A 23,938-nucleotide genomic window follows, 5' to 3' on the forward strand; every position below is an offset into this window, starting at 1 on the left:
ACCTATTTAGGTGGGTTGTCGCCGACCTGGATTGGGCGTTTAGGACGTACGGCGAACCTGCGTCTGACGGAGGTGTATGCGTAATCGGTAGCACAAGGGTACGCAAATCCGTGCTCAGTTCGCCTGCGGCAGACGCTTTCGCGTCCTCAATGTCGTCGATGACGTGACGCGCGAATGCCTGGCGGCGATCCCGGACACCTCGATCTCCGGCCGTCTTGTCGCCCGCGAACTGACAACGCTGATCGAGCGGCGTGGCAAGCCCGGAATGATTGTCTCCGATAACGGCACCGAACTCACCTCGAATGCCATCCTTGCCTGGCCGAAGGATCACAAGGTCGAGTGGCATTACATCGTGCCGGTAAAGCCAATGCAGAACGCCTATGTCGAGAGTTTCAACGGGCGCATGCGCGATGAGCTACTCAACGAGAGTCTGTTCTTCGGCCTCGATTACGCCCGGAGCGCCATCGCGCAATGGGCGGACGATGATAATCATTTCCGGCCGCACTCATCCCTCGGATATCAGACCCCGGCAGGCTACGCCCGGACTTGCCCGCTCGATCACGTCGAAACCATCGAGCCCCCAGGCATAACCCCGCCAGCCCTGGTAAAGCCCGCCGAGCCTCGTCTTGCGGGCAGAACTGCAGGAAAGCGCGATCTTCGGCTCCAGGCCGCGGAAGGCAGGCACGTCGATGCCGATCTTCTGGGTGAAGAAGCCGTTGCCACCACTCGCCGGCCCCTGTTCGGCTGCATGAGCAACCGCGCCGAACATGCCATCCAGGACCGCCGCCCCCGTCACACCACCCGACAAAACGCAAAGCGATACCGTGGCGGCCAAAGCCGCAAACCTTACCCGACTATGTCGCATGAGCCCCCTCGACGCGAATCAGAACGCAACCAAAACACAACCCATCCTAGAAGATCCCGCCCCCAACATCGCAACCCCAAAAATCAGGGGGTCATCAAAATATTATAAACCGCAACAGCTTATGGGACCCACGCCGACAGCCACAAGTTGTTGTCACTCCGAGACAATATAGCCATCGTCCTTTCCGATCGCCTTCGCGCCCGACTAACCCTAGTCGTGCGAACTTTGGCCGCTGTCGTTCCGCGCTGAACGCTGCTTTATCCAGCGTTCGATTTCACCGCTTCAAACCGCCACGAGCCGCCAACCTTGAAGCCGGGTATCTTCCCCTCACTTGACGAGTTTGCAGGCTGTCTTCTCATTGATTTTGAGAAGCGTTGCGATCTTACTAACAGTGAGAATCTCGCTCATCCCACCCCCTCAGCCAGCAGTGATGGAGGATTGAGAAAATCAAAGTGAGTTGGGGAGAAAAAAGGAACTAAGGAGATAATTACGCAAACTATCTCGCATCCTCCGCCGCTTTTTCCATCGACCACTGCACGCGCTCGGCCAGAAAGCCCGCAAACGGGCGAACGTCCATATCGACGCTGGCCCGCTCAAGACCGGCGAGATACCGGTCACGATCCTCCACCGGCACAACCGTCCAGGCGTAGCCGCCCGACGCCAGCATCGCGTTCATTAAGAATCGCGCGATACGTCCGTTGCCATCAGGATAAGGGTGGACGTAGCCGATAAGCCAATGCCCCAGCACTGCGCGCACGGTAGGTTCGGTCTCCTTCTCCAGCAGATCAAAGAGCGCATCCATGCCCTCCGGCACCGCCTCTGCGCGCGGCGGCACATGCCATGATCCGCGCAAGTAAACCGAATGATTGCGATACCCGGCAAGGACGCTTGGCTTGAGAATGCCCGCGGCCACGGACGGACCGAAAAGTTCGCGATACCAATCCCGGTGCTGCTCGTGTACGAGCGCTCCAGGAGGCGTGCCATCGAGAATAGCGGCCACGGAATCCTTCACTTTCTGGAAGGCCTGCCAGTAGCCGCGCGCGGCGAGCGCATCGCGGCTTTGCCTATCCTTTTCATCGATCTCAGGGGTCCATCCACCTTGCCGCACACGGTCGATGAGTTCGGGCGTTACGCTATAGCCTTCGATCGAGAGCGAGTGGTAAGCATCACTTTGGTAGATGTCTTCCACGAACTTCATGTAGCTGCTTTTGTCTGCGGGCAGCCCTGGCGCTTTGGGAAATATTTCCATGACAGGCGTGCGCTGGCTTTCCCAGATGGCGTTAAGCCGGGCCACGATGGGTGGCACGCCGGTGATGATGGCGGGCACATATGGCTGCTCGGCAAAAGGATCGCTTTCGCGAACGTCGTAGTCTGCGCTTTTCATGGTTTTGACGATCTCATCCGCAAAGCCGGTGCGGCCCACGCGGCGGAATGCCCCGGCGATGCGCCCCGCGACGGCGGAATGCCCGCCATCAAGCAACCGGCCCAGGATACCGGACACGTCACGCACGGCTGCCAGCACGACCTGTGCTTCGATGGGTGTGCGCCGAAAGAAGCCTTCCGGCACTTTGACGAGAGCTGCATCCGGCGCGTAGACACGCAGGCCATTTTTCTCCGCCATGTCTTCGGGCGCAGGCATCTCCTTGACCTTGAGATCATAAAGCGAGATGCCGAAGAGAAGTTGCAGATAGTTATTGGTTCCTTTGGGGCTGTTGACGATGACCTGCGGCGGGATCGCGGTCGCTTCCGCGTGCAGCAGGAGCGACTGCTCCGGTGACAGGAACCAGTTGTTCCCGAACCGGTCGTGGCAATAGCGCGCACAGAACTCCCAGAAGGACGCATACCAGGGTGTCGTGTCCCCCGGCAGGGCCTGCGGCCCGGTCGACATAAGCCAACCCTTGATGACATCGCGCAGGAACCCGTGCTGCAAGAGCCGCTCACGATGGGCACGGCTAAACTCGCTGGATTTAAAGATTCGCTGCCCCCCACTTTGCAGCTCCTGCAAGACGCCCAGGGAGTTGGCGAGCTTTTCGTTCGGTGCGGCCATTGCTTCATACCAAGTTTTTTATGCTGCGCGACTACAAGTATATGATGCAACTCAAAACAAGTCAAACATGTCGCGCCATTGCAAGTATTTAATGCCGAGAAATCGCACGTGAATTATGTCGTGACGCTTATCTCGCATCAAGGGCTCGGCAGGTATGGCGGATGCAGGAACATGCCCTCACGCTCAGTGTCAGCGGATCGTCCGCCCGCTCTTGGCTGCGCAGATAGGCTTTCAAAAGCATGCCCAGTGTTCACTGGTCGCTGAATTCCGCCACGCCTTTGCGATTCAGTTCAATGTAACGCCGACCGAGCGCTGAGAATTCGGCCTCATTTTGCGTGATTGCTAATGAATGTCGCAGATGCATCACGATCTGGGGTCTGAGTAGCAATGGAACAGAAAACCTACATAAGGATTTTAAGGTTCTTCGTCCGGATCGGCGGTTTTCGGATCGCGTAGCGGCCTGAGTTCGCCTCTGGCCACGAATTCGGGTTTCCATCCGGTTGCCGCGTCGGCGTCATCCGTCGGACGGCGGATTCTCCGTGGCATTGCGGAACATGCGCACGAGCGTGCGGCGCAGCTTCTGCCGCTGCTCGAACTGGGCGCTCATGCCCGGGTCTGCCACGGCGTCGCAGGTCCCGGGGAACGGGCTCCGCTCCAGCTCCTCCACGCAGCGGGCGGGCCAGCTCGCCGATGCCGCGATCGCTCGACGGTACCTATCGCGCGCTTTGGTGCACAGCGCTGGCGTGTCGTCGGTGCAGCCCATCGCATAGGCCAGATAGGCGATATAGTCGCGTTGCCATGCCGCGTCCGAAAGCCCCATGTCGTCAGCAGTGGGGAGGCTTTCGGCCAGGATCTCGCAGCCGTTTCCATCGATGAACGGTTCGGTATTATGCAGGAAGCAGGAGCGTGACAGGGGCCGGAACGCCAGATCGACCTGCGGCTTCGCTGTCAGACCATTGCGATAGATGATGCCCAGATATTTGCAGGCATAGGGGCCTATCCCGGCATCATCGGAGTCGCAGACCAGGGTCATCCGATCCTTCGCGATGCCGTAGTTCCGACGGGCGGGATCGAGGAAATAGATTTTGCCGGCCTCGTAACAGCCGCCCATCTGAAAACCGGCCGCGCAGGAGCGTTCATAATTTGCCAGGGCAGCGGCAGCATCGTTCCGCTTTTCGGCCGCGACACCGGCGCTCCAGCAACTGTCGACGTTGCTATCCTTGACGCAGGCTGGCGGGGATGGGTCTTGCGTCGAAGGCTGCGCGTGGACAGCTCCGCTGCTTGAAGCGATCACCATCACCAAAGCAAGCAGTAACGATCTCATTTTTCTCTCGGACGATGGCACGGTTTGATCGCCGTGCTACCGGAATTATTGCTTGTGATCGCTTTATACAGGAAATGATCTGGCCGAATCACAAATCTCCCAGCGCTGTCGATCCTTCTATGGCCGATTTCAAAGAATGAGGCAACGGGTGGAGAGGCAGCTGGCACACCCCAGCCGATGCAGAGATGGCGTCGGCAATCATGCACCAAGTTCGATTGACACGATTGATAGCACGTCAGCAAAGATAAGGCCGGCGCACTCTGATCGATAGGAGGATTGCAAGGTCTACTCATCATCAGCACGCCAGTGCCAGACTTTGGCGTCGAATCGACGACTCGACCGCGTCCAACGGCTCCTATACAGGAGCCCGCTGCCGGAGTACCGGCAGAATCAACAAGGCTGAGGTAGCGATGGGACCGATCGAACAACTTCGAGATGCAATCGCTGCGAGCAAAGTTATGCTCGGCCCGCAGATTGGCGACGGTTTTATCTTCGGTACGGCGCGCCTTTTGGCAATTGGCGCTCATGTCAACGTCAACGTGGACCCTGAACTGGAAGACAGGTCGGGAATAGATGCCGGAGCGCTCGTCGCTGCCATCGAACGGGTTCTTGAGGTGAGCCCTCAAGTTTGGCGGCGGATCATCGATGGCATCGCCGAAGAGATCGAGGGCGCTGTCGGTGGCGAGAATGTGATCGAGACCACGGATCTGCGTGACGATTTGGCCGTTCGTTCAGTGGTCGTTTTTGCTGACGCCACTCTCCTATCCTTTGCGGCCCCGATGCAGTTTCCTGACAGTTGGATCCGCGTGCAATTGGACGAGGACTTCGAGGTGGAGGATGTCTCCATCGATCCGAAAGATGAGGATTGAGACCATTGAATCCTCTACGGAGCATCATCTGAGGCTACAAAGCCGGAGTTCCACCTATGCTCAGGGGATCGAGGTGCTGACGGATGTCGACGCCGCGCTGGCGCTGATCGCGTCTCAGTTCAGCGGGTTGTGGCGTGCGTAATGGGGATTCGGCTTAATGACTCCCACGTTCGGTGTGGTCATCGTCCCACTCGGTCAGTGCGCGGCAGGCAGACTCATAGTCGCCCGTTTGCTGCGCCTGCTTTTGTAGACGCGCAATCAAGGCACGTTCTTCGTCAACCGTCGGCATTTCACCTGGTGCCCATGCCCGACCGGCGGCCAGATCCCGTTTTACGCGGGCTTCGAACTCTGCCTGATCGCAGCCGGAGGTGAATAGTATCGATGCCAGCATGGGTAATGGCCGATACGCGGCATAGGCTAGCCCGGCAAGCAGGCCAGCGAATAGATACAGCTTGAGCTTTCTGCCCATTGCCATGCTCCTCATCTTGCGTCCGAGGTACTCCACAAGGGTTTCGGTTTCATATCTATGGTTCGGGCACTGTAAACTTAACGTCGATCGGGCGATTGAAGGCACTTCTACTTGGGGCTGTCGATCAAATCCGAGCGATCTGCGCCCACATGTCCATTGCTGCTGAACGAAGTTCGCGATGATGGTTGGAGGTCATGTCGTGGCGCGGGATGTAGAACAGGTTGGCAATCGGATCGTGGATTGAAACGAAGCGTTGCAAATGTCGTAGTGATTTGAACCGCTTCATGATCCTCTCTCGTCGTCGAATCGGCTGATGGGAATTTTCCGCCCGATTGTTCAACCCTTTGTGGGAACGATGCTCTACGCTTGGCATGATCTCTCGTCTTGCAGCGTCATAGGATCGAAGCTTGTCGGTGATCATCACCCTCGGCGCTCGACCTTTGCCCTTCAACAGCTTACGCATCAGGCGCTTGGCAGGCTTGGCATTGCGGCGGCTTTGTACCAGAGCATCCAGGACAAAACCATCTTGATCAACTGCGCGCCACAACCAGTGTTTCTGGCCGCTGATCGAAACGACGATCTCGTCGAGGTGCCATTTGTCGCCGAGCCGGCCGGCCGTGCGTCTGTGGATGTCGTTGGCGAAGGCGCGACCAAACTTCTCTGCCCAAAGCCGGACTGTCTGATGCGAGACGAAGATGCCGCGGGCGGCCAGCATGTCCTCGACCATTCGCAAGCTCAATGGGAAGCGGAAATAGAGCCATACGGCGTGGGCGATGATTTCGGCGGCAAAGCGATGGCGGTGATAAAGCGGATCACGGTCTGTCATGGCCAAACATCGCACATCGCAATCCAAGTTCCGTTAACTTTACGATGCCAAAGCACTGTATGAAAGCGTGAGCAATCATTCTACTGACCAATGTTTAGATATAAAAATTGGTCATTAAAGCGACGGTTGCAGCAAGTGACCAAATTTTGTATATAATCTTCGGTCACAAGGTAGGATAGTTATGCCGGATCCCACATCGGACACTCTGGAACGCATTCACCAAAGGATTGCCGGTGCGGCGCCTTCGGGCGTTTGGTCGCGTTCCGATTTTCTCGACATCGCAACGCCCAATGCCGTCGAAAAGGCCCTGCAGAGGTTGACCAATCGCGGCGACATCCGCCGCCCTCATCGTGGTCTTTACGACAAGCCAGCTATTAGCCAACTGACCGGCAAGATGGTGTTTCCGCCACGCGCCTCATTCATCGATGCCATCGCACGACGTGACAAGCTTCGTGTTTGCGTTGATGGCATGACGGCTGCCAATGATCTTGGCCTGACGACGGCCGTCCCCGCCAGGTCGACAATCTATGCGGACACATATCCCCGAACCATAGAGATCGAGGCCAATGCCGGCGATGCCGAGGCCACGAAGCCGGTTATCTACATCTTGGACTTCAAGCGCATTTCGGCGAAGACCGCTTTTTGGGCGGGCCGGCCGGCAATGCGAGTGATCCAGGCCCTCCATTGGTTTCGCGACGAGCGCTCCAATCTGGAGGCAGTTGTCGATGCTATCGTCCGCTACGTGGCACGAAGCCCCCACAGGCAGCCGATTGTCGAGGATCTGCGCGAAAACATCCACGCCATCCCAGCCTGGATGTACCAGGCTGTGGAGACCATAACCGCCGATCCGCCGCCCCCGGAGGAGGAAGGCACTCCGCTGGGCCACGACGGAAAGGATGAACATGCGCCAGGGTTTCGTTGATGTCCTTCGCTCAAGCGCTGACGAACAGAGAGCACTATTCTCCGCCGCTGCGTCCGATCTGGAGACGCGGGCCGAGAATATCGAGAAGGATCTCTACGTCTGCTGGGTGCTCGACTTCCTGTTCAACCGACGGAGGGACGGTGCTCTTGGCCTCTATTTTAAGGGCGGCACCAGCCTCAGCAAAGCATATGGCCTGATCCAGCGTTTTTCCGAAGACATTGACATCGGCATCTACAAGGCGGATCTAAAAGTTCCGCTCGAGGCCGATATCGCAGCGCTCCCCTCCGTCAATCAGCAACAGAAGGCTCTGGCCGAGCAGGTGGACGAGGCAGCACGGCATTATATGTCCGGGCCGCTCAAGCGTTTGCTCGATGAGGAAATCGCCACGGTCGAGGGACAGATCGGACAAACGGGACATTTCTCGCTCGCCTTCGGGTACGATCTCTACCGGAAGAAGGAGGCGCTCGACGTACTGGTTCTGGGATACAGAAGCGTCTTTGACACGAGCGGCGGCTATGTCGAGGCGGCGGTGCGAATCGAAGGCGGGGCACGCCCGGATCCGGTTCCGGCCGAGAAGCGAGAGATCATTCCATACGTTGCCTCGGAAATGCGAAAGGGCACTGACCTGACGGTCCAGAATGTAACGACCGTCAAGCCGGAGCGCACTTTTTGGGAGAAAGTTCTGATCCTTCACGCGATGACGGAGATGACGGAAAAACGAAGCATGCAGGATAGTCCTGAGCTGAAAGTTCCAGACCTCAATCGATACTCGCGCCACTACTACGATGTTCATCAAATTTGGACGAATCCCGACTACGGCAAGGCCACTGCATCGATGCTTGACCTCGCCGAGGCTTGCCGCCGGCATAAAGAGCTAATGTTTCGCGCACCGGACCATCGATATGATCGAGCCGTGCCCGGTAGTTTTCGGTTGGCGCCAACGCCCGAGATGCGCGAGAAACTAAGAGCCGACTACGCACGAATGTCTGCCATGATATTTGGAACGCCGCCTGAATTTGAGTCCGTCATGACAAGCATTCAGGAGCTGGAAACGCTTCTCAACACTGTCGCCGACAAGTAAGCGGTGTCCCACTCCCACCGTGGGGTTAGACGCTGGTCTTCTAGGACGGTAATTATCCGCCAAGAGGAGACATGGATTAGGTGAATCGGTTAAACGATGCTGGCGGAATCACCAGCAATCGCCGGCCGAAGATCGGGACCAGACCATGAAAGGACCAGCGATCGGCTCTTCACATGGGCGCGCAAGTCAAATCAATGCGTTCTGAGCGCTCAGTTCCTTCCTGACCGATCTCACCTCCAAATGAGACGAAACGCTTAATGCCGCCATCACGCCGGCGGCTTGTCCCGTTGAAAAAGCGGTGCCCATCACCCTGGAGGAGCCATAGGCAAGCGCATCCGCCCCGGCTACTCTTCCCGCCAGGTAGAGGTTATCCAAATCTGCTGCCTGCAGGGCGCCCGGTGGGATGTCCGCGAAGCCGCCGCCGCCAATGTCAATGAACCGGGCGCGCCCTGGCGCCTCATGGACTTCCATGGGCCATGCGGCACGGCCTATCCCATCATCGCGCCGCAGCCCCTGCTCCAATGCCTTGCCAGTTAAGTCCTCCCGGGATCTTGGCCGGCGGGTTTCGCGAATGCCGATTTGCGGTCCTGTGGCCACGATGAAAGCCTTCTCAAAACCGGGCAGTTGGCGCAGAAGATCAAGATTGCGCCACGCTTCCCGTCTCGCTTGCCGCTCCGCCGCGCCGAGGTCGGCTCCCGTCAATCCATCCGTGGCAAGGTCGATCGTCATCCACCAGTAATCCCCGGATATGGGCAGCCGAAACATGACGCCGCCGTCGCGACGATGGATTGGTGTCTGCTGCGTCAGGTTATGGTTGGCGATCAGCTGCGCCATGCGCTCCCGGTCGAATGCGATTCCGGGGGCGACGCCGCCGATCCGGACCGGCATGGAGGCCGGCTGAACATGGCGACTGGTGAAACTGTCGACCGTCATGTCCACGCCGGACAGAGATGCAAGTGTCGCCTCGCCGCTTGCATCGACAAAGACATTGGCGCCAATTTCATAGCCTCCGGCATGATCTGTGACGGTGATCGACATGATGCGGCCGTCGTCGACAGTCGCGCCGGTGACACAGCTGTGCAGCAAGATTGAGACACCGGCTTCCTCCAGCAGTCGATCGCCGGCAAACTTCACTGCTTCCGGATCAAGCAGAATAATCCTGTTGCCGCTCGGCGAAACGAAAGGAGAAATGTCCTGGCCAAGGCTCGCAAGGTTATTCAGGAATTGCTCGCCGATGCCGCGGACGGCCACTATAGGCTGCGCTCCCTTCTGGAAGAAGCCGCAATAGGCCAGTACGAGCGAGTTTGCGGCGGCACCACCGAGGAAGCCATATCGCTCGATGAGAACAACTTTGGCACCTATTTTGGCGGCCGCAACCGCAGCGCTCATGCCCGCAGCGCCGCCGCCAACAACAACCACGTCGTATCGCGTATCCCGTGTGACAGTCATCGGCTGGGCTCTCCCCCGATGACGCCCATCACCCTGCCAAGTGCAAGAAGCTGTGCCTTGGCCATCTCGTGTCCCAACTGGATCTTCAATCCGCGTTGGGCCGCCAGTTGCAGCAATGGGGTCTGCTCCGGACTGGTGACGACATCGGCGACCAATCCGCCTGGTGCCATAAGGCTCATGGCGCTTTCCGGCACCGGCAGGGGATCTTTGACATCCATCCCGCAAGGCGCGGCGTTTGCCAGGAGGTCAAACGTCTTCTGCGGAGTGGAGCCGGCCTTCACGGCAAGATTTGGGAATAGGTCTGCAAGCCGGGCGGCAAGCGTTGCTGCCTGAGCCTCATTGATATCACTGATGAACAGTTCGGATAGCCCCGCCTCGGCCAATGCGTGGGCGATCGCGCGGCCTGCCGCGCCTGCCCCAACCAGCAGGGCGGATTTTCCGCAGGCGACGAAGCCATTGTCCTTTGCTGCCTGGATAAATCCCTCGCCATCCGTCATATCTCCGGACAACCGGCCGTCGGCGTGCCGCCGCACGACATTGGTAGCCTCCAGGAATTGTGCACGTGGGGTCAGCTCATCGATCAGCCGGGCAACCGCGGTCTTGTGGGGGATGGTGACGACAAACCCATCGAGATTTTCCCATCCGCGAACCAACTTGATGAAGTCTTCGACCTGCTCCGACCGCAGGTCGATCGGGATCATCGCTCTGTCTTCGCCGGTGGTTGCGAAATAGGTGTTGAAGTTCACAGGAGATTTTACCTGCTTGATCGGCGTGCCGATCATCGCGACCAAACGGGTGGAACTGCCTATCATCATGGTAGCTTCCTCTTTTTTGGTTGCAGGATAGAAATGCTCAGCCATTGACGCCAATATGGAAACAGATGCACTTCATAAATCGGATTTATGAGCAGGAGTGCAGCGGGGTGGCGAATCCCAAACTCAAGGAACGCCAGATCGAGATCTTTCGCATCGTAATGGCGACGAATTCGCTAACTGCTGCGGCGCGGCATCTGGGTGTTTCGCAGCCCAACTTATCCATCGCCATAAAACGCCTGGAGGATCAGCTCGGCATAGCGCTGTTCGGCCGCATCGGCGGAAAGCTCGTGCCCACGCAGGAGGCTCAGCTCATCTTCGAAGAGGTTGAGCGTGTCCACCAGCAGGCCGAAATGCTTTCGGATTCCATCTATTCCATCGCCCGCGGCAACGCATCGACATTCCGCTTCGGTGCGACACCCAGCATCGGCATGCGGCTCATCCCGAAGGCCTTGAGGCGGCTGCAATTGGCAGGGGCGGCAGGCACCTATTATTGCGATTCGCTTCCGCAACGGGATATCCGCGACTATCTGCTGTTTGGACGAGGAACATGCGTGGCGACCATTGCCCGGATCGACGACCCGGTTATTGAGACGACTGCGATCGCCGAAGCCGGACTGGTCTGCGTGATGCCTGCCGACCATCGCTTGGCGGACAGAACATCGATAAGCCCGGCGGAATTGTCGGAGGAGACCCTTATCTCCTTCGGTTCGACCACGACGCATGGCCTTTACATCGACGAGACTTATCGCCGAAGCGGCGCCGTGCGAAATACCGCCGTCTACGTCCATTTCGTCGAGGCCGCGCTGTCCTTCGTCGCCGAGGGGATCGGCGTCACCATACTCGATGCGTTTTCCGCCATAGATTGCGCGACCGCCGGGATGGCGGCCGTTCCGATCGCAAACAGCGTGTCGGTTTCCGCCTATGTTCACACCAACCGCCTGCGCCCCCGGCCGACCACGGTCGAAAGCCTGATCATGGCGCTTCGCGACGTCGCCTTGACGGAAAGCAGCTTTACCAACGGAATAATCAAACCATGCAACGACCCGTAAACGCACTTTTCCCTGGTTTCGAAAACAAGGTCGTCGAGACGGCCGACGCAAACCTTGCTGTCCTGACAGCCGGCTCCGGCCCGGCGGTTCTGCTTCTGCACGGGTATCCCGAAACCAGAGCCGCATGGCATCGCATCGCGCCTGTCCTTGCCAACGATTATACCGTCGTGGTGCCCGATTTGCCGGGCTATGGAGACAGCAATCTTAAAAGCTCTGCACAAGGCATGGGCTCAAAACGACGCATGGGGCAATGTCTGCGTGACATGATGAAGGCGCTCGGCCACGATCGCTTTGTCACTATCGGTCATGATCGCGGCGGGCGTGTCGCGTACCGGATGGCCCTCGATTTCCCTCAAGCCGTGACGGCGCTTGTTTCCGTAACCGTGGTGCCCACCCCGGAAATGTGGGAGGGCGCAGGCAAGGCGTTTGGAATGGGCGCCTGGCACTGGTTCATGATGGCCCAGCCCGCGCCTTTGCCTGAAAAACTGATGGCGGGAGATCCCCGCTTTCTGATCGATCTCACCCTCAACAAGATGGCGGAGGGCATCGAAAAACTAAACCCGTTGGCGCTGGAAGACTACCGGACAGCGTTTGATCGGGCCGAGGTCCGGCATGTGATGTGTGAAGATTATCGGGCGGGCGCCACGGTCGATGAAGAAGACGATCTTGCCGATCGCACCGTAGGCCGCAAGATTGCGGCTCCAGTGCTTGTGTTTTGGGAAGACGGGCGACGTTATGGCGGTGGCCGGGAACCGCTCGACATATGGGCGGACTGGGCGCACATCGTAGAAGGCCGCGGTCTTTCCGGCGGCCATCTGCTGCCGGAAACGCGCGCCGACGAAATCCTCGATCTGCTGCTGCCCTTCTTAGAAAGGAATGCAGATGCCATCACGGGATGACGACGACAGGCCGGAAGCGGCGAAGCCGGTTGACGGCCTGCTCAGCCTCCGCCAGATCGAAGTGTTTCACGCGGTCATGCAGGCTCGTTCGATTACCGGCGCGTCGAAAGTGCTGAACGTCTCGCAACCCGCATTGAGCAGAACGATCCGCCGCATCGAAGACATACTTGGGATTGCGCTCTTCCTGCGCGATCGCAACGGCCTCGTGCCGACGTCGGAGGCCTTGGAAATTCACGCCGAGATCGATCCGCTGATGCGGCAACTCACAGGCGTCGGGAACCAGATCGGCCGCATCGCCCGCGGCGAGACTGCCATCTTTCGAACGGGTTCGACAGCCAGCGTCGCACGCGCACTGGTGCCTCAGGCATTGAGGGATCTCTCCGTCGAAGTGCCTGGCATCGAGCTCTTCTTCGACGTTCTTCCCGTTGACCAGATAGAGGATTATCTCATAGCCGGCCGCGGCGAAGCCGTGGTGACAATTGCAACCTCAGAGCATCCGTTGATCGCAACCGAAGTGGTCGGGAATGCCGATCTGGTTGCGTGTATCCCCAAAAGTCATCGCCTGGCTGTCGAAACCGTCATCAAGGCCTCGGATCTGCAAGGGGCCGACTTCGTCGCATTTGCAGCCGGCGGCGCTCATCAAAAAGTTGTCGACAGCTTTCTTAATCGTGCCGGTATCAAGGTCAATGCCAAGGCGGTTGCCCGTTTTTCCGACACGGCGTTGGCACTTGCCAACGAGCAGATGGGCATAGTCCTCGTGGATTACCTAACGACGCTTGGCCCGGTCGGCAGCAATCTCGTCATCCGGCCTCTCGACAATGCCCCGCATTTCCAGATTTCGGTACTTTGGAACCGGCGAAGGCCACATTCCGCCAATCTGCGGAAATTGATCGAGATCCTGTCGCGCAAGCTCTCCTGAACTCGGGCATGGTCTAACATGGACGTTAGGGGCGCCATCATGCCCTCAAGGCATGGGAAGCATAATCATTGTTTGTTGTACTCGCTCAATTTGAGTGGCACTGAAAAGATACGACGTCACATAGCCGTCGATAGGAGGAGATTTCCAAGATGAATTTAACCTTGAACCGTCGCCAGGCACTTCTAACCATGGGAGCTGCGGGCGCCGCAGCAGCTTTCGGGATTCCAGCCCGCGCGGCAAGCAGGCGCAATCTCGCGGTCCTCAGTCTTGCCAGCCATGCGCCAAGCTTCATCGCTTACGAGCGCGGCTACTTCAAGGACGCAGGCCTCGACATCGAACTGAAGTTTTTCGAAGCCGCGCAGCCAATGGCTGTGGCGATCGCATCCGGCGATGCCGAGTTCGGCGTTACCGCTATGAGCGGTGGCCTGATTAGCCTCGCCCAGAAGGACGCGGTCAAGGTCGTCGGCGGTGCGCTGACGGAAGAAAAGGGCGTTGTCGGCGCCGTTATTCTGGCATCCAACAAAGCGTATGACGCTGGCCTGACCGACCCCTCGAAATTGGCAGGCAAGAGCTTCGGAATTACCACCGCAGGTTCGTCGTTTCATTTTATGGCGCACAAGATCGCAGCCGCCAACAACATCAAGCTCGCTGATATCCAGCTGCGTCCGCTGCAAAAGCTCGGCGCCATCGTCGGCGCGCTTTCAACTGGTCAGATCGATGCCTGGGCAATCCAGGCGAACGTTGCCAACAAAATGATCCGAGAAGGCGCTGCCAAGAAGATCGGCATCGTATCCGATTATGCGCCTGACTATCAGGTCACGACAGCCTTTACCTCGACGAAGAACGCCAAGGACAACCGATCGCTGACGGAATCCTTCATCAAGGCTTACGCCAAGGCGATCGATGACTACAACGGCGCCTTCGTGGATAAAACGTCGAACGACGAGGAGCGCGACGCTGTGGCGAAGCTCGTCCACAAATATGTGGAAAAGGACAGCCCGTACGACGTTGCCAAGCAGAACCTCATCGAAGGTGCGATGCGCATTAACAAGGGATTGGCTCTGTCGCTCAAAAGCTGCGTTGAACAGCTCGAATGGTTCAAGTCGGAAGACATGGTCAAAGACGCCATCAGCAACGAACAGCTCTTCGACACGTCCTACGTCAAGACGATCTGATCGGCTTGCCAACAATATCGGAGGCCCTAAAAGAGCCTCCGGTGGGGACCCCTTATGGATCTGAAGCTCAAGAACATCACTCATCACTACGGCGCCGTGGAAGTTCTACGCGACATCTCGCTCGACATTCCACAAGGCCAGATCGCCTGTCTTATCGGACCTTCCGGCTGCGGCAAGTCCACCCTGCTGCGGTTTCTCGGCGGGTTGGAGCGCCCCTGCTCGGGCGAAGTCCTTCAGGTGGGCCAGCCGCCGAACGACTGTCTCAACCCGCTTACATATGTTTTCCAGCACTTCGCTCTGCTGCCTTGGCGCACCGTCGAGGGCAACATCAAGCTGGTCCTCGAGGATCATGGGCTGAAGCGCAACGAGATGGACGCGATCGTCGCGGACGTGCTGGAACGCACCCGCCTTTCGGAATTCCGTCACGCCCTCCCCAAGCAATTGTCGGGTGGCATGCGCCAGCGGGTCGCCATCAGCCGCGCACTGGCGGTGCGCCCAGCAGTGATGCTGATGGACGAACCACTCTCGGCGCTCGACAGCCAGACGCGTGAACTGCTCATGGACGACCTCGTCTCGCTTTGGACGCGCCAGCCGTTCACGTCGGTCTACGTCACGCACAACCTGAACGAGGCTGTCCGGCTCGGACACCGTGTGATCGTCCTTTCCCGTCGGCCGGGACGTATCCGCGAAATTGTCGATATCGATATTCCGCTGGCGGATCGCCACCTTGGCGACCCGGTTCTCGAAGAAAAGCAGAAGCAGCTCTGGGAGCTGATGCGTGAAGAAGCAATGGCTGCCGACAAGGAATTGGCCGATGTCTGAAGTAACATTGGTTTCAAAACAATCCGCAGTTGGGACAGAGCCAAAGAGCGAAACCGTAAAGCATGTTCCGTTTCGTGGGGGCGGCTTTTCACCGACGCCCGTACGCGGCATGGCGCTCGCCGTTTTCGTGGCGTTGCTGCTCATCGCGGAGATCGGCACGCGGACCGGGTTCATCTCGAACCTCACCCTGCCCCGTCCTTCCGCGGTCTTCGAAACACTGGTTCAGCTCTGGCAGACCGGCGGTCTCTGGCGGCATCTTCTGCCATCGCTGCAGCGCCTCTTCATTGGCGGAGCCCTCGGTATCGCGGTCGGCATTTCCCTCGGTGTCTTTATCGGTCTGTTCAGCTATGTGCGTGCCGGCCTCGTGCCGCTCGTGGCGGCGCTTTTTCCCATCCCGAAAATCGCCTTGCTGCCGCTTTTCGTCATCTGGTTCGGCATTGATGAGATGTCGAAATATGCGCTCATCGCATTTGGAACCTTTACGCCAACAGTCGTCGCAACCTACGGCGCCGTTGATAACGTCGATCGGACCTTGGTCCGAATGGGACAGAGTTTTGGTCTGAGCTGGTGGTCGATCGTTCGCAAGATCGTGCTTCCTGGAGCTTTCCCAGCCATTCTTTCCGGCCTGCGCGTCTCGATTTCGATTGCCATCATCCTTCTGGTCGCAGCAGAGATGCTTGGCGCGCAATACGGCGTCGGCTCCTATATTTTGGAAGCGGGCTCGCTTTACGATCTCGAAAAGCTCTTTGCGGGTGTCACGATACTTTCTGTACTCGGACTGATCGTGAACTTCATCATCGGCCAAATTGAACGCCATTTCTTGAGCTGGCGCGGTTAGCCCCCCTCGACTTCCGGAGAGACCAAGATGTTGGCACTGCAAAAAGTCCGGCCCGGCGTCGGCGTGGAGTTGCGCACGGTTGAGACACTGGACCTGATCCCGGCGGGTGAAGTTCTCGTTCGTGTCCATTCCGCTGGGATCTGCGGCACCGACCTGCATATCGCGGAATGGACGGCCGGGTACGAGTCGATGCAAAGCGCTATGCCAGTCACCCTCGGGCACGAGTTTTCAGGGACCATTACGGCAGTCGGCAACGGGCTCGAACCAGCCTTGATCGGAAGGCGCATCACCGCTCGGCCTTCGACGACGTGCGGCAATTGCACCGCCTGCCTTGCTGGCGATGAGGATAATTGCAGCAATCGAAAGGGCGTCGGCATAAGTCGCAATGGTGCGTTCAGCGAATTCGTCTGCGTCCCCTTTGGCAACTGCCATACTCTTCCAGACAATTTGGATATGGGAATAGCCGCGCTGACCGAGCCGATGACCGTTTGCGCCGAAGCTGTCGCGACGGCAGATGTCCGTCCTGGGCAGAAGATCCTGGTGATTGGGCCGGGCTTCATCGGGCAAGGTATCGCTGTCCTGGCACGCGCCAAGGGTGCCGATGTGGTCGTCATCGGGCGCGATGACGAACCGAGGCTGGCGGCGCTTCGCTCGATCGGTTTCGAATACTTGGTCGACACAAAGCATGTCACACTTGACGAGGCGCTTTCAAAACTGTCGCCCTTCGATGCCATCATCGAAGCAGCGGGCGTGCCCGCCCTCGTGTCAGCAACACTTCCGTACCTCAAAAAACGCGGCATCTTCACGGTCGTCGGAATTCACCCCCAGCCGGCGGAGATCGATTTAGTCAAACTCGTCAGGATGCATCAGCAAATCCGCGGCTCCTACCGCGCTCCGGCTGAGGACTGGGACGCAGTGATCGCCTTTCTTGCGGCCAATCAGGTAATGATGAGAAAACTGATATCGCACCGGCTGCCATTGGCGGATGCTTTGACCGGCTTCAGGGTTGCCCATCAGCGCGTCGCCACCAAGGTCATTCTGCAGATCGGAGGCGGTGCATGAGCGGCGCGTTTCTGGCTCTCTGGAACAATTATCCCAGTGCCATGACCGAGGAATACGAGGCCTGGCACACATTCGAGCATGTGCCTGAAAGGCTGACTGCACCCGGAATGCTGCGCGCCCGGCGCTACGCGTCTTTTCTGGAGCCTGAAAATCGCTACTTCACGCTTTATGAACTTAAGGATCTGCGCACCATCGAACACCCGGCCTACATGGACCTGGTCAAGAACCCGACCGTCTGGTCGGCAAAGATGCGCCAGCACTTTTCGAATGTGCTGCGAATTCCAGCAAACAAGCTGGCTTCGGGCGGTCGCGGTATCGGCCGCAGCACCCTGGTTCAGGCGTATTCGGTAAAAAGAACGCGCGCCGAGAATGCCGGCTTGCAACTCGCCAGGAAACTGAGCGACATGGTTTCGAGCGGGACGTTACTGAGCTTTATCATTGGCCTTGCGGAGCCGAACCAGCCGTACGAAGTCTTCGCTCAAGATGCTGAGACCGATGACACCACCTATAATGTGGTTGTTATCGCCGACGGCCCATGCCGGCAGACGTTGGAAAGCGCTCACGCCTCGATCAGCGAGACGGCTCTTGACCTCTTGCGTCCGTGCAAATCTTTGCGCGATGAGCTATTCGATCTCGTGGTCGCATTTCCCGACAACTCGCCTCTTTCTGATCGCACAGCCGTTGCCGCAAGCCCCCAGCTCACGCGACGCTTTGAATCTTGAACACTGCTCCCTTATGCCCAATTGACCGCGGCCCCTCGCCCCCAGTCAGCTGGCCGACGACGTTGCGGTTATGGCGGTTCGATCACTCAAAACACCAGGTCTCAGCCGTTGATGTAAGCGGCGTAGAGATCGGCGATGTGCTGCGTGACCGGACCGGGTTGCCCATTGCCGACATGACGACCATCGATACGCGTGACCGGTGTTATTCCGCCAAGCGTTCCGGTCACGAATGCTTCGGAGGCGCTATAGACTTCCGCCAGCGTGAAGTCTTTCTGACGCACCACATGCCCAGCGTCCGAATAGAGCTTGATCACCTTCTTGCGCGTGATGCCGTTGAAATTGTAGCGGCCCGTCGAAGTCCACAGTTCTTCACTGCGAACGATGAAGAAATTGGTGGAATTGCAGCTGGCAACAAAGCCATGCGGATCGAGCATCAACGCTTCGTCGGCACCACAATTGATCGCCTGAATGAGCGCGTGGATGAAGTTCAGGCGGCTGTGGGAGTTGAGCCGCAGGTCGAACACATCCGGCGTACTGCAGCGGATGGTCGAGGTCATCAAGGAGAGACCCTTTGACTTGGATTCCGGCTTCGGGATCTTGAACTCGGCAATAATCACGATTGTGGCCTGTCCCATCGCAAAGCGTGGGTCCTGGTTCGGCGTCTTCTTCTTGCCGCGCGTCACCATCAGGCGTGCATGGGCACCGTCCGTCATGTCGTTCTTCCGGAAGGTCTGCCACAGGGCCTCGGCCAGCTCCTCGCGGGTCATGCCGATGTCGAGCTGGATCGAATTTGCCCCCTCGTAGAGACGGTCGAGATGTTCATCCAGGGCGATGATCTTGCCGTTCACCAGACGAACGCCCTCCCAAACGCCATCGCCCAGGACGAAACCGGCATCGAAGACAGAAACCTTGGCCTCGTCGCGCTTGAAGAATTCGCCGTTCAGGTAGATCAGCACATTATCATTGCGGTGGTCAGCCACGTAACCCTGGGAGCTGGTATTGCTGGCAGCAACTGCATTCATGTTCATATTCCTTGTAAGTTGTCCGAATTCAGAATCCGAATTCGGTAAAGCGTTCGAGAAAGGCGCGCGTTCGTTCCTGCCGGGGGTTCTTCAGAACATCATCGGGCGTGCCCACCTCATGAAACACGCCGTCGGCCAGAAAAATGACCTTGGTCGCGAAGTGATAGGCAAAGCCCAGCTCATGCGTGACGAGAAGCATGGTGCGCCCCTCATCGGCCAACTGGCGAATGACACGCAGAACTTCTCCGACCAATTCCGGGTCCAGCGACGAGGTCGGTTCGTCGAACAGCAGGATTTCCGGCTCCATGGCCAGGGCGCGGGCAATGGCGACCCGCTGTTGCTGCCCGCCGGACAGCTTGCCGGGATAGGCATCGAGTTTGGTGCCGAGCCCCACCTTTTCGAGTTCGCGCACGGCCCTCTCCCTCGCTGCAGCATTTCTCATGCCCTTGACGGTCAGCAGACCCTCCATCACGTTTTCCAGCACGGTCATGTGCGGAAACAGATTGAACTGCTGGAAAACCATGCCGACGCGCTCACGCACCGTGCACAGCTCGGATTCGGGATAACGGCGGGCGCCGTCCCGGCCATGGGGCTTGCCGATCGGCTTGCCGTCCAGCGCAATCGTGCCGCCGCTTGGCATTTCCATGAAGTTCAGGCAGCGCAGAAAGGTGCTCTTGCCGGAGCCGCTGCCGCCGATGATGGCGATGCGCTCACCGGCCTCGACGGAAAAGTCGATGCCCTTGAGAACATGCAGATCGCCGAAATACTTTTGCAGATCGGTGACGCGAAGAATGGGCTCGGTCATGGCGGTGTTCTCCTTGGAAGCATCAGGCCTTCGCCGCCAGGCGCCGCTCTAGACGCGCGGAAAGCCAGGTGCCGGGATAGATGAGGACGAAGTAGATGAAGGCCACGGTCGTCAGGATTTCGAGCGGCCGATAGTAGGTGGAGCTGAGCAGTCGCCCCTGGTACATCAGTTCATGCACCGACAGTACCGAGGCAAGAGAGGACATCTTCGCGACTTCGATAGCCCGGTTGGTGAAGGCCGGGAGCATGCGCTTGAAGACCTGCGGCAGGATGATGCGTTGCAGAATCTTCGAACGGCGCATGCCAAGCGCACGCGCGCCTTCCCACTGTCCCTGCGCGATCGACTGAATGCCGCCCCGGAAGATTTCTGCCGAATAGGCCGATGTGTTCAGCGCCAGGCCCAGCAGCGCCGCGGCGAAAGGTGAAAGCTGCACACCGATGATGATCGGAAACGCGTAGAAGAACCAGATCAACTGGATGAGCACCGGCGTATCGCGAAAGAGCTCGATGTAGAACAGACTCGGCATCCTCAGCCATGGCGATTTCGACAGCCGCGCCAGCGACAGCAGGAAGCCCGCGCACAGGCCGATGAAAATGCTCGGCACCCAGAGCTCGACGGTGACGAGCAGCCCTCGTAACAGAACCGGCAGGCTTCGAAGCACAAGCACGAAATCAAACTGGTAATCCATGCTCCGGCTCCTCAGCGATAGGCCGTCAGGCGTGCTTCGGCAACACGGGCAAGCGTGCTGGCCGTGACAAGCAGGATGACGTACATCAAGGCAATGGTGGTGTAGACCTCAAGCGGGCGGAAGGTTTCGCTGTTGACCAGCATGGCCTGGTAGAGGAGGTCGGCATAGGCGAGCGTCGAGGCGAGCGCCGTGGTCTTGGTAAGCTCGAAGGAGCGCTCCACGAAAGGCGCAAACATTCTCGTCAAGGCCTGCGGCAGGATGATGCGGCGCATCAGTTGCGAATGCCGCATGCCGAGCGCCCGTGCACCTTCCCACTGGCCCTTTTCGATGGACACGATGCCGCCGCGAAACACCTCCGCATAAAAGGCTCCCGACTGCGTGGATAGCGCAAGCACCGCCGCGAGGAAGGGATTGAGGCTGACATTGGCCAGCACCGGCAGGGCGTAATAGAACCAGAAGAAGTGGATGATCGGCGGCGTATTGCGATAGAACTCGATGAAGGCGGTGGCGGGTACGGACAGGAACCGTCGGGGCGAGAGCTTCATGAAAGCCAGCAGCAGCCCGACGATGACGCCAAAGACGATCGAGATGCCGGCGATCTTGACCGTGTTCACGAGTCCGGTCAGCAGCAGGTCCCAGCGGGACCATACCCCGGAAAAATCCCAGTGATAGCTCATGAGATTGAGGTTCCTTGCAAGGAGCAGGGCCGCAACCGCCAGGCGGACATTCCCGGCGATTGATCTGGTGGCGAAGGCAGGAGGCTTAAGGGAAGGACTTGCCCTCCCCTCTCTCTCATTGTTATTTCCAGGCTTCCTTGACCAGGCCCGGGATGCCGGTTGGATCGATATTCTTTGACTTGAGGTAGCCGCTGAAGATCTGGTCCGGCACGCCGTTCTTGTAGAGCTCGGCGAACTGCTCGCTGATCCAGTTGCGGAAGGCGGGGGTCGTTTCCTTGCGCAGGCCTGCACTGGTCGGCACCGGATTGACGGGCGTGGGTAAGATGACCTTGCCGAGATTCAGACGCGAATACTGAACCACAAGCGCCGGATGGAACTGCACGACGACATCGACGCGCCTGGCGGCAAAGGCTGCGATGGCTTCATCATTGCTGGAGAAGCGATTGATTTCGGCGTTCTTCGCCATAGCAGTGATGTTCTTGTCGAGCGAGGTCCCAAGCGTCACCCCGATGCGCGTGCCGGGCTTATCAATGTCTTGCCAGGACTTTGCGGCGGAATCCGCCGCGACCAGCGCTCCCATGGCATAGTAGAAGAGAGGCGCTTCCGGGAAATCGATGGCCTTCCTGCGCTCTTCGGTGGGATCGAGCACAAACATCAGATCGATCTGATTGGCCTGAAGTGCCGCCACCGCGTTTGCCCATGTCGTTTCGACAGGAACAAGCGTCGCGCCGAGACTGGTGGCCAATTTCTCGCCCATGGCTACACCAACGCCTGTCCATTTCTCCGTCATCGGATCCTTGAAAAACCAAGGCTCAGCGGAGGTCACGCCGATGCGCAGTTGCTTGTCCTGCTTGATGCGATCAAGTGTGGAAGCGTCTTGAGCGAACGCCGATGTGGCAAATCCCGCCAGGGCCAGGGTCATTGCGGCGAGAAAAGTTCTCCGTGTGGTAATCATATGTTCGTCCTCTGAGGTTTTGACGTGATCACGGCCTTTGCGGCTCTTGTTCGTATAATTTTGCGAATTCAGTTGCGCGGTTCGCCGCCATCGCCGTTGTTTTCATCAACAATTCGGCAAGGCCGTTTTCCGCCTCCAGAACGGAAAGGCCGGCTTGTGTCGTTCCGCCGGGGCTGGTGACGGCGTGCTTCAGTTCGTGTGCGCCGCGGCTATCCAGTTCCAGAAGGCGAGCAGCGCCGACAACTGTTTGGCGCGCTAAAAGCTCGGCCACGGGAGTGGCGAAACCCATTCGCTCCGCAGCCCGCTGCAAATGCTCCGTGAAGGCGAAAACATAACCAGGCCCACTGCCGGAAATGCCGGTTGCAAGATCAATGTCGCTTTCCTGCTCCACCCAGCAAAAGCGGCCAATGGCTTGAAACAAAGCTTCGACGACCTTTCGATCCAGATCTGAAATCGTGTCCGGCGCGGCATGGCCCACGCTCATTGCGGAAGCGGCCGTCGCGGGCAGATTGGGCATCACTCGCACAATGCGGCTTGTCTGATCCGATCGCGCCCTGATCTGCGCAAGCGGGAATCCCGCTGCAATCGATATGATTAACGCACCGGCGATATTATTCTGCGCCGTCTGAAGTGCCGCCTCGACATGTTGCGGCTTGACGGCGAGGATGCAGACATCGAATGCCCTTGCCCCCAGGCTTTCGGCACTGGGCAGGACACGAACAGGGCTATCGGGGGGCAAAAGCTTCCGCGCCCTAGCGGCATCGTGATCAACGGCTGTGATTTCGATCAATGGCATGCGCGCGGATACGCCAGCGGCAATTGCCGCGCCCATGTTGCCGCATCCCATCATCAAGACAGAATGAGCCGGACAGAAGGCGTCCGTCATCTCGTAGCCCTTGCCTGGACGTCCGACCGCTCCAGCTTGCCAGCGTTCGACGAAAGCAGAAAATCTTCGGTCTGCTGCCCGCCGCGCGCCATGTGCGCCCTGATTTCGGTCCGCATGACATCCAGACTCTCTCCCAACGCATTGGCAACATAACTGTCGTGACCATCGCGGCGAGGCCCACGGATGCCGTGTGCTCGATGATGCGCAGCCCAATAGAGTTGCAGGCGACCACGGATGCTTTCCCAAGTCTTTTGCAGGATCTTGTGGCCGGAAACTTCGTAGATAAAGCCATGAAGCTGGAGTTCAGCGTCAATACTGGCGACATCATCGCTACTGTCGATGCAACGCGTCAATTCCGCCTGGCGCGACAGCAGACCCTGACGGAACGCTTCGTCACGCTTCTCCCACACCAACTCGAACGCAAAGATTTCGAGATTGACACGCATGGAATAGATTTCGCGGACATCATCCACGGACAGTTCGACGACATGGGTTCCTGTGTAAGGGATCGTGACGAGGAGACCCTCGTCAATCAGCTGACGCATGGCCTCGCGCAACGGGCCGCGGCTGACGCCGAACTGCTCTGCAAGGCTCGATTCGGTGACTTGTGCTCCAGGCGAAATTTCTCCTTTCAGGATGGCGCTTCGCAGACCATCGACGATGTGCGCGCGAAATGTCGCCTTTGGAATGCGAATAAAACCCCGGCCACCCTGCTCGTTCACCGGACACCTTCCTGTTGCTCATCGATTGTC

The 23,938-nt window shown here is 58.5% G+C and carries 25 protein-coding genes and 1 pseudogene; 12 read left to right on the forward strand and 14 right to left on the reverse strand.

The window, feature by feature from the left end; translation table 11 throughout:
- Window positions 1–106: 106 nt before the first annotated feature.
- A pseudogene (locus tag J2046_RS29415) lies at window positions 107–547 on the forward strand (integrase core domain-containing protein); the annotation flags it as partial.
- Here J2046_RS29415 and J2046_RS29420 read toward each other — a convergent pair.
- From J2046_RS29420 to J2046_RS29430, 3 genes are all read right to left on the reverse strand, one after another.
- Entirely contained in the window at window positions 506–865 is a 360-nt protein-coding gene (locus J2046_RS29420) for a hypothetical protein (RefSeq protein ID WP_210057868.1), read from the reverse strand. The pseudogene J2046_RS29415 and the gene J2046_RS29420 sit on opposite strands and share 42 nt — an antisense overlap.
- A gap of 496 nt (window positions 866–1,361) precedes the next feature.
- Window positions 1,362–2,912 (reverse strand): Fic family protein, encoded by a 1,551-nt coding sequence (locus J2046_RS29425; protein ID WP_210057869.1) that lies wholly within the window; start codon window positions 2,910–2,912, stop codon window positions 1,362–1,364.
- Window positions 2,913–3,426: 514 nt separating this feature from the next.
- Complete coding sequence (locus tag J2046_RS29430) at window positions 3,427–4,236, reverse strand: hypothetical protein (RefSeq protein WP_152601096.1); 810 nt, start codon at window positions 4,234–4,236, stop codon at window positions 3,427–3,429.
- A 410-nt stretch (window positions 4,237–4,646) separates the two neighbouring features.
- On the opposite strand from J2046_RS29430, the gene J2046_RS29435 reads away from it, so the two are divergent.
- Window positions 4,647–5,105: a hypothetical protein gene (locus J2046_RS29435; protein ID WP_210057871.1), complete on the forward strand. Its 459-nt coding sequence runs from the start codon at window positions 4,647–4,649 to the stop codon at window positions 5,103–5,105.
- A gap of 154 nt (window positions 5,106–5,259) precedes the next feature.
- Here J2046_RS29435 and J2046_RS29440 read toward each other — a convergent pair whose 3' ends face one another.
- Together J2046_RS29440 and J2046_RS29445 are read right to left on the reverse strand one after the other, a co-directional pair.
- Entirely contained in the window at window positions 5,260–5,574 is a 315-nt protein-coding gene (locus J2046_RS29440; protein WP_037149545.1) for a hypothetical protein, read from the reverse strand.
- A gap of 124 nt (window positions 5,575–5,698) precedes the next feature.
- Complete coding sequence (locus tag J2046_RS29445) at window positions 5,699–6,400, reverse strand: IS6 family transposase (protein ID WP_210057952.1); 702 nt, start codon at window positions 6,398–6,400, stop codon at window positions 5,699–5,701.
- A gap of 181 nt (window positions 6,401–6,581) precedes the next feature.
- Between J2046_RS29445 and J2046_RS29450 the strand changes: the two genes are divergently transcribed.
- Together J2046_RS29450 and J2046_RS29455 are read left to right on the forward strand one after the other, a co-directional pair.
- On the forward strand, window positions 6,582–7,322 hold the full coding sequence (locus J2046_RS29450; RefSeq protein ID WP_037149540.1) for a DUF6088 family protein: 741 nt from the start codon (window positions 6,582–6,584) through the stop codon (window positions 7,320–7,322).
- Window positions 7,303–8,403 (forward strand): nucleotidyl transferase AbiEii/AbiGii toxin family protein, encoded by a 1,101-nt coding sequence (locus J2046_RS29455; protein ID WP_210057874.1) that lies wholly within the window; start codon window positions 7,303–7,305, stop codon window positions 8,401–8,403. The genes J2046_RS29450 and J2046_RS29455 overlap by 20 nt, the downstream gene beginning before the upstream one ends.
- A gap of 186 nt (window positions 8,404–8,589) precedes the next feature.
- On the opposite strand, the gene J2046_RS29460 is transcribed toward J2046_RS29455, so the two are convergent.
- Together J2046_RS29460 and J2046_RS29465 are read right to left on the reverse strand one after the other, a co-directional pair.
- Window positions 8,590–9,852 (reverse strand): FAD-dependent oxidoreductase, encoded by a 1,263-nt coding sequence (locus J2046_RS29460; protein ID WP_210057876.1) that lies wholly within the window; start codon window positions 9,850–9,852, stop codon window positions 8,590–8,592.
- Window positions 9,849–10,667 carry a shikimate dehydrogenase family protein gene (locus J2046_RS29465; RefSeq protein WP_210057878.1) on the reverse strand — a complete coding sequence of 273 codons (819 nt, stop codon included), beginning with the start codon at window positions 10,665–10,667 and terminating at the stop codon, window positions 9,849–9,851. The genes J2046_RS29460 and J2046_RS29465 overlap by 4 nt, the downstream gene beginning before the upstream one ends.
- Window positions 10,668–10,774: 107 nt before the next feature.
- Here J2046_RS29465 and J2046_RS29470 point away from each other — a divergent pair, with 107 nt between their 5' ends.
- The 8 genes from J2046_RS29470 (at window position 10,775) to J2046_RS29505 (ending at window position 18,153) form a co-directional block, all read left to right on the forward strand.
- Window positions 10,775–11,716, forward strand: coding sequence for a LysR family transcriptional regulator (locus tag J2046_RS29470; RefSeq protein ID WP_210057880.1), 942 nt, complete (start codon window positions 10,775–10,777; stop codon window positions 11,714–11,716).
- Window positions 11,701–12,615, forward strand: a complete 915-nt coding sequence (locus J2046_RS29475) for an alpha/beta fold hydrolase (RefSeq protein WP_210057883.1) — start codon at window positions 11,701–11,703, stop codon at window positions 12,613–12,615. The genes J2046_RS29470 and J2046_RS29475 overlap by 16 nt, the downstream gene beginning before the upstream one ends.
- Window positions 12,599–13,534 carry a LysR family transcriptional regulator gene (locus J2046_RS29480; RefSeq protein ID WP_210057885.1) on the forward strand — a complete coding sequence of 312 codons (936 nt, stop codon included), beginning with the start codon at window positions 12,599–12,601 and terminating at the stop codon, window positions 13,532–13,534. The genes J2046_RS29475 and J2046_RS29480 overlap by 17 nt, the downstream gene beginning before the upstream one ends.
- Window positions 13,535–13,683: 149 nt before the next feature.
- Complete coding sequence (locus tag J2046_RS29485) at window positions 13,684–14,709, forward strand: ABC transporter substrate-binding protein (protein WP_210057886.1); 1,026 nt, start codon at window positions 13,684–13,686, stop codon at window positions 14,707–14,709.
- A 54-nt stretch (window positions 14,710–14,763) separates the two neighbouring features.
- On the forward strand, window positions 14,764–15,531 hold the full coding sequence (locus J2046_RS29490; protein ID WP_210057889.1) for an ABC transporter ATP-binding protein: 768 nt from the start codon (window positions 14,764–14,766) through the stop codon (window positions 15,529–15,531).
- Window positions 15,488–16,369 (forward strand): ABC transporter permease, encoded by an 882-nt coding sequence (locus J2046_RS29495; protein ID WP_325169799.1) that lies wholly within the window; start codon window positions 15,488–15,490, stop codon window positions 16,367–16,369. Before J2046_RS29490 ends, J2046_RS29495 begins: the two co-directional genes overlap by 44 nt.
- Window positions 16,370–16,396: 27 nt before the next feature.
- Complete coding sequence (locus J2046_RS29500; RefSeq protein ID WP_210057893.1) at window positions 16,397–17,431, forward strand: zinc-dependent alcohol dehydrogenase; 1,035 nt, start codon at window positions 16,397–16,399, stop codon at window positions 17,429–17,431.
- The gene (locus tag J2046_RS29505; protein ID WP_210057895.1) at window positions 17,428–18,153 is read left to right on the forward strand and encodes a hypothetical protein; all 726 of its coding nucleotides are present in this window, start codon (window positions 17,428–17,430) and stop codon (window positions 18,151–18,153) included. Before J2046_RS29500 ends, J2046_RS29505 begins: the two co-directional genes overlap by 4 nt.
- Before the next feature lie 101 nt (window positions 18,154–18,254).
- On the opposite strand, the gene J2046_RS29510 is transcribed toward J2046_RS29505, so the two are convergent.
- The 7 genes from J2046_RS29510 to J2046_RS34270 form a co-directional block, all read right to left on the reverse strand.
- Window positions 18,255–19,175: an aminotransferase class IV gene (locus tag J2046_RS29510; RefSeq protein ID WP_210057897.1), complete on the reverse strand. Its 921-nt coding sequence runs from the start codon at window positions 19,173–19,175 to the stop codon at window positions 18,255–18,257.
- Between the two features lie 28 nt (window positions 19,176–19,203).
- Complete coding sequence (locus J2046_RS29515; protein ID WP_233470373.1) at window positions 19,204–19,980, reverse strand: amino acid ABC transporter ATP-binding protein; 777 nt, start codon at window positions 19,978–19,980, stop codon at window positions 19,204–19,206.
- Between the two features lie 22 nt (window positions 19,981–20,002).
- Window positions 20,003–20,668, reverse strand: a complete 666-nt coding sequence (locus J2046_RS29520) for an amino acid ABC transporter permease (protein WP_210057899.1) — start codon at window positions 20,666–20,668, stop codon at window positions 20,003–20,005.
- 11 nt (window positions 20,669–20,679) lie between these two features.
- Window positions 20,680–21,345, reverse strand: coding sequence for an amino acid ABC transporter permease (locus tag J2046_RS29525; protein WP_210057901.1), 666 nt, complete (start codon window positions 21,343–21,345; stop codon window positions 20,680–20,682).
- A gap of 121 nt (window positions 21,346–21,466) precedes the next feature.
- Complete coding sequence (locus J2046_RS29530) at window positions 21,467–22,300, reverse strand: transporter substrate-binding domain-containing protein (RefSeq protein WP_210057903.1); 834 nt, start codon at window positions 22,298–22,300, stop codon at window positions 21,467–21,469.
- 28 nt (window positions 22,301–22,328) lie between these two features.
- Window positions 22,329–23,186: a pyrroline-5-carboxylate reductase gene (gene proC / locus J2046_RS29535; protein ID WP_325169800.1), complete on the reverse strand. Its 858-nt coding sequence runs from the start codon at window positions 23,184–23,186 to the stop codon at window positions 22,329–22,331.
- Window positions 23,183–23,908, reverse strand: coding sequence for a GntR family transcriptional regulator (locus J2046_RS34270; protein WP_210057906.1), 726 nt, complete (start codon window positions 23,906–23,908; stop codon window positions 23,183–23,185). The genes proC and J2046_RS34270 overlap by 4 nt, the downstream gene beginning before the upstream one ends.
- Between the last annotated feature and the right edge of the window lie 30 nt (window positions 23,909–23,938).

The organism is Neorhizobium petrolearium (genome assembly GCF_017873175.1).
In the GTDB taxonomy this organism is placed as follows: Bacteria; Pseudomonadota; Alphaproteobacteria; order Rhizobiales; family Rhizobiaceae; genus Neorhizobium; species Neorhizobium petrolearium.

Excerpts from the sequence above, each read along its gene's own strand:
- J2046_RS29420 (WP_210057868.1), bottom strand. The coding sequence starts at position 865 with ATGCGACATAGTCGGGTAAGGTTTGCGGCTTTGGCCGCCACGGTATCG.
- J2046_RS29425 (WP_210057869.1), bottom strand. The coding sequence starts at position 2,912 with ATGGCCGCACCGAACGAAAAGCTCGCCAACTCCCTGGGCGTCTTGCAG.
- J2046_RS29430 (WP_152601096.1), bottom strand. The coding sequence starts at position 4,236 with ATGAGATCGTTACTGCTTGCTTTGGTGATGGTGATCGCTTCAAGCAGC.
- J2046_RS29435 (WP_210057871.1), top strand. The coding sequence starts at position 4,647 with ATGGGACCGATCGAACAACTTCGAGATGCAATCGCTGCGAGCAAAGTT.
- J2046_RS29440 (WP_037149545.1), bottom strand. The coding sequence starts at position 5,574 with ATGGGCAGAAAGCTCAAGCTGTATCTATTCGCTGGCCTGCTTGCCGGG.
- J2046_RS29445 (WP_210057952.1), bottom strand. The coding sequence starts at position 6,400 with ATGACAGACCGTGATCCGCTTTATCACCGCCATCGCTTTGCCGCCGAA.
- J2046_RS29450 (WP_037149540.1), top strand. The coding sequence starts at position 6,582 with ATGCCGGATCCCACATCGGACACTCTGGAACGCATTCACCAAAGGATT.
- J2046_RS29455 (WP_210057874.1), top strand. The coding sequence starts at position 7,303 with ATGCGCCAGGGTTTCGTTGATGTCCTTCGCTCAAGCGCTGACGAACAG.
- J2046_RS29460 (WP_210057876.1), bottom strand. The coding sequence starts at position 9,852 with ATGACTGTCACACGGGATACGCGATACGACGTGGTTGTTGTTGGCGGC.
- J2046_RS29465 (WP_210057878.1), bottom strand. The coding sequence starts at position 10,667 with ATGATGATAGGCAGTTCCACCCGTTTGGTCGCGATGATCGGCACGCCG.
- J2046_RS29475 (WP_210057883.1), top strand. The coding sequence starts at position 11,701 with ATGCAACGACCCGTAAACGCACTTTTCCCTGGTTTCGAAAACAAGGTC.
- J2046_RS29480 (WP_210057885.1), top strand. The coding sequence starts at position 12,599 with ATGCCATCACGGGATGACGACGACAGGCCGGAAGCGGCGAAGCCGGTT.
- J2046_RS29485 (WP_210057886.1), top strand. The coding sequence starts at position 13,684 with ATGAATTTAACCTTGAACCGTCGCCAGGCACTTCTAACCATGGGAGCT.
- J2046_RS29490 (WP_210057889.1), top strand. The coding sequence starts at position 14,764 with ATGGATCTGAAGCTCAAGAACATCACTCATCACTACGGCGCCGTGGAA.
- J2046_RS29500 (WP_210057893.1), top strand. The coding sequence starts at position 16,397 with ATGTTGGCACTGCAAAAAGTCCGGCCCGGCGTCGGCGTGGAGTTGCGC.
- J2046_RS29505 (WP_210057895.1), top strand. The coding sequence starts at position 17,428 with ATGAGCGGCGCGTTTCTGGCTCTCTGGAACAATTATCCCAGTGCCATG.
- J2046_RS29510 (WP_210057897.1), bottom strand. The coding sequence starts at position 19,175 with ATGAATGCAGTTGCTGCCAGCAATACCAGCTCCCAGGGTTACGTGGCT.
- J2046_RS29515 (WP_233470373.1), bottom strand. The coding sequence starts at position 19,980 with ATGACCGAGCCCATTCTTCGCGTCACCGATCTGCAAAAGTATTTCGGC.
- J2046_RS29520 (WP_210057899.1), bottom strand. The coding sequence starts at position 20,668 with ATGGATTACCAGTTTGATTTCGTGCTTGTGCTTCGAAGCCTGCCGGTT.
- J2046_RS29525 (WP_210057901.1), bottom strand. The coding sequence starts at position 21,345 with ATGAGCTATCACTGGGATTTTTCCGGGGTATGGTCCCGCTGGGACCTG.
- J2046_RS29530 (WP_210057903.1), bottom strand. The coding sequence starts at position 22,300 with ATGATTACCACACGGAGAACTTTTCTCGCCGCAATGACCCTGGCCCTG.
- proC (WP_325169800.1), bottom strand. The coding sequence starts at position 23,186 with ATGACGGACGCCTTCTGTCCGGCTCATTCTGTCTTGATGATGGGATGC.